Source organism: Actinomadura macrotermitis (assembly GCF_009604375.1).
Classification (GTDB): domain Bacteria; phylum Actinomycetota; class Actinomycetes; order Streptosporangiales; family Streptosporangiaceae; genus Spirillospora; species Spirillospora macrotermitis.
Genome location: NZ_WEGH01000004.1, coordinates 407,091 through 420,326 on the forward strand (window position 1 = coordinate 407,091; position 13,236 = coordinate 420,326).

Sequence of the window (13,236 nt, forward strand, 5' to 3'; positions counted from 1 at the left end):
GTCATGCGCCCCGCTAGGCGCAGCTGTTGTCGATCACGTAGTAGCCGGGGCCGGTCTGGCGGAGCCTGGTGGTGCCGTAGACCACGTCGAGGCCCATGGACTGGTCGGAGCCGTTGGCCAGCGCGTAGCCGGAGGAGTCGTGCGCGCGGCCCGCCTGGACGTGGGCGTAGTTGCTGGCGGTGTAGCAGGCGCCCGAAGGCGGCGGGGTGGTGGGCGGCGGAGAGGTCGGGGGCGGCGAGGTGGGAGGCGGGGCGCCGTCCTCGTGGGCGAGGATGAACCTGCGCATCCCGGCCAGCGCGGTGCCGTCGGAGATGATCGTGAAGTGGGTGGGCGCCATGGGCCCCGACAGCAGGAGGTTCTCGTCGGCGCCCTCCAGCTTGGCGGTGTCGTAGGGAGCGGCGTTGGTGTCGTTGACGGACCGCACCGTCATGTAGGCGACCCTGTCGTGGAACGGCACCTCGGTGCCGGAGTTGAGGGCCTTCAGGAACGCCGAGCCGGCGTCGCCGAACTGCTGGCAGGACACGTACTGCCGGCAGCCGTTGTTGGTGGTGCCGTGCTGGGGGCCGGCGTAGCCGATGTACTGCGACACCTTGTCGGCCCCGCCCAGGTTCTTGATGTAGTACCGGGCGGCCAGGGTGGAGGCCGACCAGGTGGCCAGCACCACCCGGGCGGCGCCGGTCTGGGAGCGGACCTGGTCGACCTCGGCGCCCAGCTCCCTGGCCGCCGCCGCCAGGTCCTGCTCCATGCTGCTGCTGTCGGTCCAGGTGAACAGGCGGTTCGCGGGCCAGCCGTTGGACTGCAGGCTGCTCTTCATCGGCTCCATGTTGGACGGGGAGCCGGTCATGCCTGGGATCATGATGACCGGGTCGTGGACGGGTGCGGCGGCGGCCGGGACGGACGGCGCCGCGAACGCCGTGACGGCGGCGAGCGCGGCCGTGCCGGCCGACAGCACGCCGGCCAGGAGGCCGTACCGTCCGTGCCCGCCCCTTCCGGGGGGCCGCTTCGTTTCGGCGGGGGTGGAACGCAGCATCGAATTCTCCTGTCCGTCAGCGCCCCCATGAGGAAAACGGCTCATGCGACTCGGTCGGGCGGACGGAAAGCCGGGGGTGGGGCCGAGGTAGTTCCAAATTAGAAACCCGGCCGTTGCCGGCGGCTATGGGAGCGAGGCCCATTGTTCCCGCCGATGGGTGTGCGCCGCTTCTCCCGGCCCCGCGGCCACCTGCACGCGAAGGGCCGCCCCCTCCCGGTGGGAGGAGGCGGCCCGGTGACCGCTCCTGCTTACTTGCGCAGCAGGTTGCGCAGCACGTACTGCATGATGCCGCCGTTGCGGTAGTAGTCGGCCTCGCCCGGGGTGTCGATGCGGACGACGGCGGTGAACTCCTTGCCGTCGGCCTTCACCGTCACCTCGCGCGGGACGCCGCCCTCGTTGAGCTTCTCGACACCGGTGATGTCGAAGGTCTCGGTGCCGGTCAGGCCGAGGGACGCGGCGGACTCGCCGTCCTTGAACTGCAGGGGCAGCACGCCCATGCCGATCAGGTTCGAGCGGTGGATGCGCTCGTAGGACTCGGCGATGACGGCGCGGACGCCGAGCAGCGCGGTGCCCTTGGCGGCCCAGTCGCGCGAGGAGCCCGAGCCGTACTCCTTGCCCGCGATGACGACCAGCGGGATGCCGGCGGCCTGGTAGTTCTGCGAGGCGTCGTAGATGAAGGACTGCGGCGCGCCGTCCTGGGTGAAGTCGCGGGTGTAGCCGCCCTCGACGTCGTCCAGCAGCTGGTTGCGCAGCCGGATGTTGGCGAACGTGCCGCGGATCATCACCTCGTGGTTGCCGCGGCGCGAGCCGTAGGAGTTGAAGTCCTTCACCGCGACGCCGTTGTCCTGCAGGTACTGCGCGGCGGGCGTGCCGACCTTGATGGAGCCGGCCGGGGAGATGTGGTCGGTGGTAACCGAGTCGCCCAGCTTGGCCAGCACCCGGGCGCCGTGGATGTCGGTGACCGGGGCGGGCTCGGTCTGCATGCCCTCGAAGTAGGGGGCCTTGCGGACGTAGGTGGAGGACTCGTCCCACTCGAAGGTGTTGCCGGTGGGGATGTCCAGGCCGCGCCAGCGCTCGTCGCCCTTGAAGACGTCGGCGTAGTTCTTGGTGAACATGTCCTGGCCGATCGAGGACTCGACGATCGCGGCGACCTCCTCGGGCGCCGGCCAGATGTCCTTGAGGTAGACCGGGCCGTCGGTACCCTCGGCGATCGGGTCGTTGAGGATGTCGATGTCCATCGTGCCCGCGAGCGCGTAGGCGATGACCAGCGGCGGCGAGGCCAGGTAGTTCATCTTCACGTCGGGGCTGATGCGGCCCTCGAAGTTGCGGTTGCCCGACAGGACCGCGGTGACCGCGAGGTCGTTGTCGTTGATCGCCTTGGAGATCTCCGGCTGCAGCGGGCCGGTGTTGCCGATGCAGGTGGTGCAGCCGTAGCCGACCAGGTTGTAGCCGATCTTGTCGAGGTAGGGGGTGAGACCCGCCCGCTCGTAGTAGTCGGTCACGGCCTGGGAGCCGGGCGCCATGGAGGTCTTGACCCAGGGCTTGCGGGTCAGGCCCTTCTCGACCGCCTTCTTGGCCAGCAGGCCGGCGCCGATCATGACGTAGGGGTTGGAGGTGTTGGTGCAGGAGGTGATGGCGGCGACCGCGACGTGGCCGTGGTCGAGCTCGAAGCTGGAGCCGTCCTCCATGGTGACGGTGACCGGCTTGTGCGGGCGGCCCTGGTCGCCGGTGACCGACTCGCGCGGCTTGTCGCCGTTGGAGCCGTGGCCGACGGCCGGGGAGTCGGAGGCGGGGAAGGACTCGTCGACCGACTCGTCGACCGGGCCCTGCACGCTGGTGACGTAGTTCTGCACGTCGCGGCGCCAGGTCTGCTTGGCCTCCGACACCGAGATGCGGTCCTGCGGGCGCTTCGGGCCGGCCAGCGACGGCACGACCGTGGCCAGGTCCAGCTCCAGGAACTCGGAGAACTCCGGCTCGGCCGTCGGCTCGAGCCACATGCCCTGCTCCTTGGCGTACGCCTCGACCAGGGCGATCTGCTCCTCGCTGCGGCCGGTGAGGCGCAGGTAGGACAGGGTCTCGCCGTCGATCGGGAAGATGGCGCAGGTGGAGCCGAACTCGGGGCTCATGTTGCCGATGGTGGCGCGGTTGGCCAGCGGCAGCGCGGCCACGCCCTCGCCGTAGAACTCCACGAACTTGCCGACGACGCCGTGCTTGCGCAGCATCTCGGTGATCGTCAGCACCAGGTCGGTGGCGGTGGTGCCGGGGTTCAGCTCGCCGGTCAGCTTGAAGCCGACCACGCGCGGGATCAGCATGGAGATCGGCTGGCCGAGCATCGCGGCCTCGGCCTCGATGCCGCCGACGCCCCAGCCGAGCACGCCGATGCCGTTCTCCATCGTGGTGTGGGAGTCGGTGCCGACGCAGGAGTCGGGGTAGGCGACGCCGTCGCGGTCGAACACCACGCGGGCCAGGTGCTCGATGTTCACCTGGTGCACGATGCCGGTGCCGGGCGGGACGACCTTGAACTGGTCGAACGCGGTCTGGCCCCAGCGCAGGAACTGGTAGCGCTCCTTGTTGCGCTCGTACTCGACCTGCACGTTGCGCTCGAAGGCCTGCGGGGTGCCGAAGTAGTCCACGATGACCGAGTGGTCGATGACCATCTCGGCCGGCGCCAGCGGGTTGATCTTCGTCGGGTCGCCGCCGAGGTCGCGCACGGCCTCGCGCATGGTCGCCAGGTCCACCACGCACGGCACGCCGGTGAAGTCCTGCATGATCACGCGGGCCGGGGTGAACTGGATCTCCTTGCTCGGCTGCGCCTGGGAGTCCCAGCCGGCCAGGGCGCGGATGTGGTCGGCGGTGACGTTCGCGCCGTCCTCGGTGCGCAGCAGGTTCTCCAGCAGCACCTTCAGGCTGTACGGGAGACGGGCCGAGCCCTCGACGGCGTCCAGCCGGTAAATCTCATAGGACTTCTCGCCCACCTGCAGCGTGCTGCGGCTGTCGAAGCTGTTCGCGGACACGGACTCCTCCTCCGTCGCCACCGCGCGTCCGGTCCGGGACATGACGGCACGGCATTGGCGCTAACTGTCTGTAGTGACCCGGCCGCGGTGGGCGCGGGCCCGTCCCCGCGCGAGGTCGGGGCGGGGGTTCTATTCCCCCATGCATCCTGCCGTAGTCAAGCCCCTGCCCGGCACTCAGGTCCGCCTAACTTCCGCAGCTTTTCTCTCGACGTCAAGCTATCTCCGATTTATCTCGACATCAAGTTACCTGTGCGGCGGTCCGGCCGGCCCGGCGGGACGCCCCGGCCACCAGGTGCGTTCGCCGAGGTCGCGGACGAGCGCGGGCACCAGCAGCGACCGCACCGCCAGGGTGTCGAGCAGGACGCCGAAGGCGACGATGAAGGCGATCTGGGCCAGGAAGATCAGGGGGATGACGGCGAGCGCGCCGAAGGTGGCGGCCAGGACCACGCCGGCGGAGGTGATGACCCCGCCGGTGGCGACCAGGCCGCGCAGCACGCCCTCCCGGGTGCCGTGGCGGTGCGCCTCCTCGCGGACGCGGGTCATCAGGAAGATGTTGTAGTCGACGCCGAGCGCGACCAGGAAGACGAACCCGAACAGCGGCACCGCGGGATCGGCGCCGGGGAAGCCGAACAGGTGGTTGAAGGCCAGCGCGGAGACGCCGAGCGTGGCGGCGAAGGACAGCACCACGGTGGCCACGAGCAGCAGCGGCGCCACCAGGGCCCGCAGCAGCAGCGCCAGGATCAGCGTGATCACCACGAGGGCGATCGGGATGACGACCAGCCGGTCGCGCCGTGAAGCGGCCTGGGTGTCGTACCGGGTGGCGGTGTAGCCGCCGACGAGCGCGTCCGCGCCGGGCACGCCGCGCACCGCGTCGCGCAGCCGCCGGACGGTGTGGTTGGCGGCGACGCTGTCCGGCGGCTCGGTGAGCGTGGCCTCCAACTGGACCCGGCCGCCGACGACCTTGGGGGCGCCCGGCGGGCCGGCGTGCCCGCCCTCGGTGACGGGACGCACGGCGGAGACGCCGGGCGTCCGCCGGGCGGCCTCGGCGACCTGCTGAGCGGCGGACGCACGGGTGATGATGACGGCCGGGTCGCCGGTGCCGGCGGGGAAGTGCCGGGCCAGCGCCTGCTGGCCGCGCACCGAGGGCTCGGGGTTCAAGAACGCCTCGCTCTGCGCGATGCCGCCGGCCTTCAGGGTGGGCAGCGGCAGAGCACAGGCGACCAGCACCACGGCGGTGACGGCCCAGACCCGGCGCGGGTGCCGGGCGATCAGCGCGGCGACGCGGCGCCAGACCCCGGACCCCGCGGCGTCGCCCGGGCCGGCGGTCCGCAGGTGGACGGGCCAGTAGGCGAAGCGGCCGAGCAGCACCAGCGCGGCGGGCAGGAACGTCAGCACCGACACCAGCGCGCACGCCACGCCGATGGCGGCCACCGGGCCGAGCGCCCGGTTGGAGTTCAGATCGCTGAACAGCAGCGTCAGCAGGCCGAGGGCGACGGTGAGGGCGCTGGCGGTGATCGGGGCCAGCGAGCGGCGCCAGGCGGTGCCGACCGCGGCCCACCGCCCGACCCCGGTGGCCAGCTCCTGGCGGGCCCGCGCCGCCAGCAGCAGGGCGTAGTCGGTGGCGGCGCCGACCACCAGGATGAACAGGATGCCCTGGGTCTGGCCGTTGAGGTCCAGCACGCCGTGATCGGCCAGGGCGTAGACCACCGCGCCGGCCAGGGCGAGCGCGAGCACCGCGCCGGCGATCACGACCAGGGGCAGCACCGGGCTGCGGTAGACCAGCAGCAGGATCACCAGCACCACGCCGAGCGCCACCATCAGCAGGATGCCGTCGATGCCGGCGAACGCGCGGGACAGGTCGGCCCGTGCCGCGGCCGGCCCGGCCAGGTAGGTCCGCGTACCGGGGACCGCCGGGAGCGCCCCGTCGATCCGTTCGACCACCTGGTCCGGTTCGCCGCCCTGGCGCAGCGGGACCACGGCCTGCAGCGCCCTGCCGTCGGGCGAGGGCAGCGGCGGCGAGGGCGGCTCGGCGGTGACGCCGAGCCGCCCCACGGCCTGCAGGGCGCGCCCGGCGGCGTCGCGCTGCCCGGCGGTGAGCCGGTCCGGGCCGGTGGCCTCCCACATCACGATCAGCGGGACGACGCCCGGGTCGGTGAACCCCTTCTCCAGCTTCCCCACCCGGGTGGACTCAGCGCCGGCGGGCAGGAACGAGGTCTCGTCGTTGCGCTGGACGTCGCCGAGCATCCCGGTGTACTTCCCCAAAGGCCCGACTCCGACGAACCAGACCAGCAGGATCAGGGCGGGGACGAGCCAGCGGGCATGGCGGCCGAGCCGGGACAATGCGTCCTCTTCTCCTCGGTGGGCCGGCCGGGTCAGCGGCCGGCGCCGGGACGGGCGCCGAGGGACCGGCCGAGCACGATCCCGGCGGCGATCATGCCGGCGCCCAGCACGAAGTGCAGCCAGTCGTCGGCACTGTTGACCGGGATGAAGTTGGCCCCGCTGTGCTTGTCGATCACCAGGCCGTACAGCCACAGCACCAGGTAGATCACGCCGCCGGCGATCAGGTACAGCCGGGACGCGGCGGCCTGGCGGGACGCGGCGAGCCCGGCCGCGCCGAACAGCAGGTGCACGATGTTGTGCAGCACCGACACGTTGAAGATGCCCAGCAACTGGGCATCGGAATGGTGACCGGCGAAGCTCATCGTGTCGTAGCCGGTCGTGATGCCCGGAATGAACCCGAGCACTCCGACCAGCGCGAAGACCGCGCCCACCACCAGCGCCGCCCACTGCACCTTCGTGCGCGCGCCTGGCTGCGCGCCGTTCCCTGTTCCGGTGTGCATGTCCTGCCGCCCCTCTGGTTGCAACGGTTGTGCAACGCTCGTTGCCTCAGCGCTACCCGGTGCGCGGGTCCCTACACACCCCGCGCCGAAAGCGCGCCGCCACGTGGCGATCAGCCCGGAGGGCCCGGGGACGTCAGGGCCAGCGCCTCCGCCAGGCCGGCGGCGTGCCGGACGCCCGCCGGCCGGGGGGACGCCCAGCCCGGCCCGGCGGTGATCCGGAGCACCGGGTGGTCGGCCAGGGCCAGCAGCGTCGCGGGCCGTGCGGTGGCCGGCCGCTGGGACCACAGCACCACCGCCGCGGGCCGCACGGCCGCCACCGCCCGCAGCAGCCCGGCGGCGGGGGTGGCCGCGCCCAGCATCCGCACCGGGACCTCCCGTTCGGCCAGCGCCGCCGCCAGTGCCTCCAGGGCCAGGGTGTGCTGTTCGCCATCGGTGCAGGCCAGCAGCACCGGCGCCGCGCCGGAGGCGGCCGGCGGCCGGGGCAGCCGGTGCAGCGCGGCCGCCACCGCCCACGACAGCGCGTGCTCGATGTCGACGCAGTCGGGCTCGTCGCGCTGGTCGGCGTCGACGGCCACCAGCGCCGGCCGGCACAGCCCCTCCCAGGCGGCCACGACGCCCCACCGCGCCAGCGCGTCCTCGACCAGGGCGGCGCACCGGCCGGTGTCCAGCGCCCGCGCCGCGTCCAGCAGCCCGGCCAGCGCCCGCTCGGCCGGCCGGCCCTGCCGCGGGGCCCCGGACACGGCGCGCGCGGCCTCCGATGGCAGCATCCCCGCGCGCACCAGGTCGCGCATCCGCCGCAACCGGGCGACGTCGGCGGCGCCGTAGCGGCGGTACCGCCCCGGCACGGGGTTGGGCGGGCCGATGTCGTAACGCAGATGCCACGACCGCAGCGTCGACTCGGCGATCCCCAGGTACCGGGCCACCTGCCCGGCCGTCCACGCCCCGCCCTCGACCGGACCGGCACCCCCGCTGCTCACGTCCCTCATCCTCACATCTGCCGACACGGCCTTCGGCCGGTGCGGGGCACCGGAGGCGGGAGGACCGCGCGGCACTAGGCTCGTGGCGTGCCAGTCGCGAAACTCCTCGTGGTCGAAGACGATCCGGAGACCGGCCGCGAGCTGGTCACCGTGCTGAACGAGCGGGGTTACGCCGCGGTGCTGGCGGCGACGGGGCACGAGGCGGTGCGCGAGGTCGAGCGGCGGACGCCGGACCTGGTGTTCCTGGATCTGGGACTGCCCGATGTCGACGGCGTGGAGTTGTGCGGGCAGTTGCGGAACCGGGCGCTCCGGATGGCGATCGTGGTGCTGACGGCGCGCTCGCGGGAGGAGTCGGTCGTCAGCGCCCTGGACCGCGGCGCGGACGACTACATGGTCAAGCCGTTCCGGCTGAACGAGCTGCTCGCCCGGGCGAGGGCACAGCTGCGGCGGCACCCGCCCGGCCCGGCCGCGGAGCTCGCGGTGGCCGAGGTGGGAGGACTGCGGGTGGAGCCGGCGGCGCGGCGGGTGTTCGCCGCCGGGCGGGAGGTCGCGCTGCGCCCGCGCGAGTTCGACCTGCTGCTGGCGCTGATGTCGTCCCCGGGCGAGGTGGTGCCCCGGCAGCGGCTGATGGACCAGGTGTGGGGCGCGGACTGGTTCGGGGACCACAAGACGCTGGACGTGCACGTCTCCGCGCTGCGCCGCAAGGTCGCGGGCGCCGCCGGGATCGTGGCGGTGCGGGGGCGCGGCTACCGGCTGGTGGGCTGAGCGGCCGGCAGTTCCAGGGCGAAGGTGGTGGAGCCGCCGGCCACCGTCCGGAGCGGCGCCCCCTCGGCTTCGGCCAGGGCGCGCGCCAGGGCCAGCCCGGTGCCGTCGTGCGTGTGCGGGCGGGCGAGGCGTCCCTCGTCGCGCACGCTGAACACGACGTGGCCGCCCGTCGCGGCGGCGGCCAGCGTCACCTCCCCCTCGCCGTGGGTGAGCGCGTTGTCCACCAGCACGTTCAGGATGTGGAGCACGGCCGCGTGCGCCGCGACGACCGGTGGCAGGGGCGCGCCCGCCCGGACGGTCAGCCGCCGCCCGGCGGCCTGCGCCTTGGCCGCCCAGGTGTCGTGCACCTCCTCCAGCAGCCGGCGCGGTTCCAGGACGGCGCGCGTGCGGCGTCCCCGGGCCAGCGCGAGCAGGTCGTCGATGGAGGCGGTGGCGCGGTGGCCGCGGCGCAGGGCGGTCCGGACGGCGGCGGTCAGGTTGCCGCCCGAGCGCTCCAGCGCGGCCTCCAGGCCGAGCAGCATGGCGGTGACCGAGGCGCGGAGCTGGTGCGCGGCGTGTTCACTGAAGGCCCGTTCGCGCTCGACGAGCGTGCCCGTCTGCGCCAGCGTCCGGATGAAGGCGCGCTGGGTCCACCGCGCCGCCAGCAGGGACAGCAGGATCGCGGCGAGGACGCCCGTCCAGATCAGGCCCCAGGTGTCGTAGGTGCGCCGGACGACCGGCGCGTACGGTTCGGCGATGCGCAGCACCCCGGCGGCGGAGGTGCGCGCGGTGAGGGTGAGCTGGCCGTCCTCGACGGTGCCCGCCGGCGGCCCGCCGGGCATCGGGGCGGCGCCCGGCACGTCCCCGGCCAGGCGCCGTCCGCCGGCGGCGGGGGCCAGGGCCGCCACGACGCCCGGCTGCGAGGCGGGGCGGGCGCCGGAGTCCAGCAGCGTGATGGTGCGCTGCTCCAGCGCGATCATCGCCTCGTCGCGGTAGAGGCGCTGGACCAGCCCGCTCAGCAGCAGCGCCGCGAGCACGGCGACCAGGGCGACGACGCCGACGCAGGCGGCCGTCATCCGGCGCCGCGGCACGGGGACGGGGGGCGGGGGGAGGGTGGTCATGGTCGCTCCCGGATGAGATCGGCCGTGGGCGCCGCACGGCCGCGCGGCGCCCACAGAGGGTAGGGGCGGCGCAGCGACCGGTTCGCGAGGACGAGCAGCACGGTGGTCAGGGCGACCGCCGCCATCAGGTCCGCCAGCTGCGCGGGCGTGCGCAGCAGCCCGAGCGCCACGATGAGCGTGGTGGCCCCGCCGGGCGGGTGCCGGAACCGCGGCGCGGTCATCCCGGCGCAGGTCAGGGCGAGCGCGACGGCCACCGCGAGCACGCGGCGGCCGTCGGGGTGGGCCAGGTCGGGCGGCGTCCGGGCCAGGTCGGTGACGGCGAGCGCCGAATATCCGGCGGCGGCGCTGACCAGGTGCCCGAGCAGGGTGTTGCGCGGGCACGCCGCGACGTCGGCCGAGCCGGTCAGCGCGAGGAAGATGGTGGGCCCGAGCGAGGGGAACACCAGCGGCTGCCGGAGCCACCAGGCCAGGGCGGCGGGCAGCGCGATGCACACCGCCGCCAGCGGGACGCACCAGGCCGCGGCCGGGGCCCGCCTCCGGCCGGCGCGGTGGCCCGGCGCCCTGGCGGTGCGCTGGTCGTCGAGCCGGGTCATCGCCGCGTCAGGGAGCGGGGGGCGGGCGGCGGCACGGCCCGGCCGCGCGAGCGGTAGACGATGTAGGGGCGGAAGGCGTACCCGAGCGGCGCGGCGAAGGCGTGCATCAGCCGGCTGAACGGCCACAGCGCGAACAGCGCCATGCCGAGCAGCGCGTGCGCCTGGTAGACCAGCGGGGCGTGCGCCATCGCGGACACGTCCGGGCTCAGCTCGAACAGGCTGCGGAACCACACCGACACGCCCAGCCGGTAGTCGTAGCCGTCCGAGACCGGGGCGAGCAGCGTCGCGGCGAGCCCCGCCGCGAGCGCGGCGGCCAGCACCGGGTACATCAGCCGGTCGTCGCGGCGCGTGGCCCGGCGGACCGCGCGCACCCGGATCCGCCGCCACAGCAGCACGCCGAGCCCGGCGAGGGCGGCCACGCCGGCGACGCCTCCGGCCGCCAGGGCGTTCAGCCGGTACAGCGACTCCGAGACGTGCAGCCGCTCGGTCCAGGATTCCGGGACGCACAGGCCGACGGCGTGCCCGCCCGCGACCAGCAAGAGCCCCGTATGGAACAGCGGGCTGCCGACGCGCAGCAGACGGCTCTCGTGCAACTGGCTGGACCGGGTGGTGATGCCGAACCGGTCGTAGCGGAACCGCCACGCCGTCCCCGAGGCGAACAGCACCAGCACGACGTACGGCAGCACACCCCACAGGGCGACGTGCAGGTGTCTCATCGCCGCGTCCCCTCGTCCTGCAGACCCACCGACTCGGCGGGCGGGCCGGTGCGCGCCAGCCCGCGCACCAGCGCCTGCGTGGCCCGGCCCGGTCCCGGCAGCGTGCTGCGGACGGCCTCCACCACCCGCACGTACGGGCTGCGGTGCTCGCGCAGCGCGTCGCGCAGCAGTTCGACGCCCGCGCGGTGCTCGGCCAGCAGCTCCCGGCCCGCCGCCGGGCAGCGGGCGGTGAACTCCAGCATCATCGGCAGGTAGTCGGGCAGCTCCGCCTCGTCGCCGACCCACCCGTAGGAGGCGTAGCGCTCCCTGATGGAGATCAGCGCCTCGCCGCGCCCGCGGGTGTCGCCGTGGCTGTAGTAGGTCAGGTAGAGCGTGCGGCGCCGGCTCCGGTCGAACGTGGTGACGTAGCGCTCGGCGGCCTGCATGGCGGATACCGGCCGCATCTCCTGGAGGAAGGCGCGCAGATGGTCGCCGGCCCGTCCCGGACGGTCCCGCACCGCCGTCTCGACCAGCCCGAGCGTGTCCGGCCAGCCGGGCCCGGGGTAGTCCAGCAGCAGCGCCGCGGACTGCCAGATGATCGGATCGTTCACGCCTCGTCCTTTCCAGGCTCGGGGAAGAGGCCGGCCGGGCGTCCGCGGCCGTTCCAGTTCAGCAGGTTGACCCGGCCGCGCAGCCGCTCGTCCGCCGGGCGCGCGGGCGCCGGGACCGACGGCTCCGGGGAGAGGTCGGGGATGTTCTCGAACATCCCCGGTCCGCCGGGGTGCTCCAGCCCGCAGCCCAGGTCCGCCGCGCCGTCCCGCTCCCCCACGTCGTAGGCGGTCGGGATGACGTAGCGCTCGTCGTACTTGGCCAGCGCCAGCAGCCGATACATCCGCTCCATCCGCCCGATGCCCATCCCGACGCTCGCGGCGATCTCCGGGTCGGCCTCCTCGCCGAGGTTGACGCGCCGCATGTGGGCGCGCATCGCCGCCAGCCGCTGCAGGGCCGCCTCGACCGGCGCCGGGTCGCCCGCGGTGAACAGCTCCGCCAGGTACGACACCGGGATGCGCAGGGTGTCGATCGCGCCGAACAGGTTGGCGGCGTCCTCGCCGTCGTGGCCGGTCCCGGCGAGCGCGTCCACGATCGGCGACAGCGGCGGGACGTACCAGACCATCGGCATCGTGCGGTACTCCGGATGCAGCGGCAGCGCCACCCGGTAGTCGGCGATGAGCGCGTGCACCGGCGACCGCCGCGCCGACTCGACCCAGTCGTGCGGGATCCCGGCCCGCTCGGCGGCGGCCGCCACCTCCGGGTCCGCCGGGTCCAGGAAGCACTCCAGCTGCGCCGGGTACAGGTCCTTGTCGTCGGCGACGGAGGCGGCCGCGCCGACCCGGTCGGCGTCGTAGAGCATCACCCCGAGGTAGCGCAGCCGCCCCACGCAGGTCTCCGAGCACACCGTCGGCTCGCCCGCCTCGATGCGCGGGTAGCACATCGTGCACTTCTCGGCCTTGCCGGTCCGGTGGTTGAAGTAGATCTTCTTGTAGGGGCAGCCCGACACGCACATCCGCCAGCCCCGGCAGCGGTCCTGGTCCACCAGCACGATGCCGTCCTCGACGCGCTTGTAGATCGCGCCGGACGGGCAGGCGGCCACGCACGAGGGGTTCAGGCAGTGCTCGCAGATGCGCGGCAGGTAGAACATGAACGCCCGCTCGTACTCCAGCCGCACGTCGTCGCCGATCCGCTGCAGCAGCGGGTCGCCGGCCAGGTGCTCCGGGCCGCCGCCGAGGTCGTCGTCCCAGTTCGGGCCCCAGGTCACCGCGGCCGGCTCGCCGTCGATCAGCGAGCGCGGCGGCGCGGTCGGCACGTCGTCGCCGAGCGGCGCGGCGGTGAGGTTCTCGTAGTCGTAGGTCCAGGGCTGGTAGTAGTCGTCCAGGGAGGGCATGTCGGGGTTGGCGAACAGCCGCGTGTAGCGCTGCAGCCGCCCGCCCGCGCGCGGCGTCACCCGGCCCCGGCGGTCCAGCCTCCAGCCGCCCTTCCAGCGCTCCTGGTCCTCGTAGCGGCGCGGGTAGCCCTGGCCGGGCCGGGTCTCGACGTTGTTGAACCACACGTACTCGGTGCCCGCCCGGTTCGTCCAGGTCTGCTTGCAGGTGACCGAGCAGGTGTGGCACCCGATGCACTTGTCGAGGTTCATCACCATTGCGATCTGCGCCATGACGCGCATG

11 protein-coding genes are annotated in these 13,236 nt (G+C 73.7%); 1 reads left to right on the top strand and 10 read right to left on the bottom strand.

Annotation, left to right across the window (positions count from 1 at the left end; translation table 11 throughout):
* Positions 1 to 13: 13 nt before the first annotated feature.
* The 5 genes from ACRB68_RS30395 to ACRB68_RS30415 form a co-directional block, all read right to left on the bottom strand.
* The gene (locus tag ACRB68_RS30395; protein WP_153538556.1) at positions 14 to 1,030 is read right to left on the bottom strand and encodes an esterase/lipase family protein; all 1,017 of its coding nucleotides are present in this window, start codon (positions 1,028 to 1,030) and stop codon (positions 14 to 16) included.
* A 248-nt stretch (positions 1,031 to 1,278) separates the two neighbouring features.
* Entirely contained in the window at positions 1,279 to 4,044 is a 2,766-nt protein-coding gene (gene acnA, locus ACRB68_RS30400) for an aconitate hydratase AcnA (protein WP_328594974.1), read from the bottom strand.
* Between the two features lie 243 nt (positions 4,045 to 4,287).
* Positions 4,288 to 6,384: an MMPL family transporter gene (locus ACRB68_RS30405; RefSeq protein WP_153538560.1), complete on the bottom strand. Its 2,097-nt coding sequence runs from the start codon at positions 6,382 to 6,384 to the stop codon at positions 4,288 to 4,290.
* Between the two features lie 32 nt (positions 6,385 to 6,416).
* A complete protein-coding gene (locus ACRB68_RS30410) occupies positions 6,417 to 6,884 on the bottom strand; it encodes a DUF4383 domain-containing protein (RefSeq protein WP_153538562.1) in 468 nt (155 codons plus the stop codon).
* Between the two features lie 110 nt (positions 6,885 to 6,994).
* Positions 6,995 to 7,861 carry a MerR family transcriptional regulator gene (locus tag ACRB68_RS30415; protein ID WP_194293515.1) on the bottom strand — a complete coding sequence of 289 codons (867 nt, stop codon included), beginning with the start codon at positions 7,859 to 7,861 and terminating at the stop codon, positions 6,995 to 6,997.
* Positions 7,862 to 7,948: 87 nt separating this feature from the next.
* On the opposite strand from ACRB68_RS30415, the gene ACRB68_RS42645 reads away from it, so the two are divergent.
* Positions 7,949 to 8,626 carry a response regulator transcription factor gene (locus ACRB68_RS42645; protein ID WP_328594975.1) on the top strand — a complete coding sequence of 226 codons (678 nt, stop codon included), beginning with the start codon at positions 7,949 to 7,951 and terminating at the stop codon, positions 8,624 to 8,626.
* Here ACRB68_RS42645 and ACRB68_RS30425 read toward each other — a convergent pair.
* From ACRB68_RS30425 to narH, 5 genes are read right to left on the bottom strand one after another with little or no spacing between them, the layout of a single operon-like run.
* Positions 8,608 to 9,726 carry a sensor histidine kinase gene (locus ACRB68_RS30425; protein WP_153538566.1) on the bottom strand — a complete coding sequence of 373 codons (1,119 nt, stop codon included), beginning with the start codon at positions 9,724 to 9,726 and terminating at the stop codon, positions 8,608 to 8,610. The genes ACRB68_RS42645 and ACRB68_RS30425 overlap by 19 nt on opposite strands.
* Complete coding sequence (locus ACRB68_RS30430; protein ID WP_153538568.1) at positions 9,723 to 10,319, bottom strand: HPP family protein; 597 nt, start codon at positions 10,317 to 10,319, stop codon at positions 9,723 to 9,725. Before ACRB68_RS30430 ends, ACRB68_RS30425 begins: the two co-directional genes overlap by 4 nt.
* Positions 10,316 to 11,035 carry a respiratory nitrate reductase subunit gamma gene (narI, locus tag ACRB68_RS30435; protein WP_153538570.1) on the bottom strand — a complete coding sequence of 240 codons (720 nt, stop codon included), beginning with the start codon at positions 11,033 to 11,035 and terminating at the stop codon, positions 10,316 to 10,318. The genes ACRB68_RS30430 and narI overlap by 4 nt, the downstream gene beginning before the upstream one ends.
* Positions 11,032 to 11,625 carry a nitrate reductase molybdenum cofactor assembly chaperone gene (gene narJ / locus ACRB68_RS30440; RefSeq protein ID WP_328594976.1) on the bottom strand — a complete coding sequence of 198 codons (594 nt, stop codon included), beginning with the start codon at positions 11,623 to 11,625 and terminating at the stop codon, positions 11,032 to 11,034. The genes narI and narJ overlap by 4 nt, the downstream gene beginning before the upstream one ends.
* On the bottom strand, positions 11,622 to 13,235 hold the full coding sequence (gene narH, locus ACRB68_RS30445; RefSeq protein WP_194293516.1) for a nitrate reductase subunit beta: 1,614 nt from the start codon (positions 13,233 to 13,235) through the stop codon (positions 11,622 to 11,624). The genes narJ and narH overlap by 4 nt, the downstream gene beginning before the upstream one ends.
* Position 13,236: the final 1 nt, after the last annotated feature.

Coding starts and splice junctions, on each gene's coding strand:
- ACRB68_RS30410 (WP_153538562.1), bottom strand. CDS start 6,884: ATGCACACCGGAACAGGGAACGGCGCGCAGCCAGGCGCGCGCACGAAG.
- narH (WP_194293516.1), bottom strand. CDS start 13,235: ATGCGCGTCATGGCGCAGATCGCAATGGTGATGAACCTCGACAAGTGC.
- narI (WP_153538570.1), bottom strand. CDS start 11,035: ATGAGACACCTGCACGTCGCCCTGTGGGGTGTGCTGCCGTACGTCGTG.
- ACRB68_RS30425 (WP_153538566.1), bottom strand. CDS start 9,726: ATGACCACCCTCCCCCCGCCCCCCGTCCCCGTGCCGCGGCGCCGGATG.
- ACRB68_RS30430 (WP_153538568.1), bottom strand. CDS start 10,319: ATGACCCGGCTCGACGACCAGCGCACCGCCAGGGCGCCGGGCCACCGC.
- ACRB68_RS30395 (WP_153538556.1), bottom strand. CDS start 1,030: ATGCTGCGTTCCACCCCCGCCGAAACGAAGCGGCCCCCCGGAAGGGGC.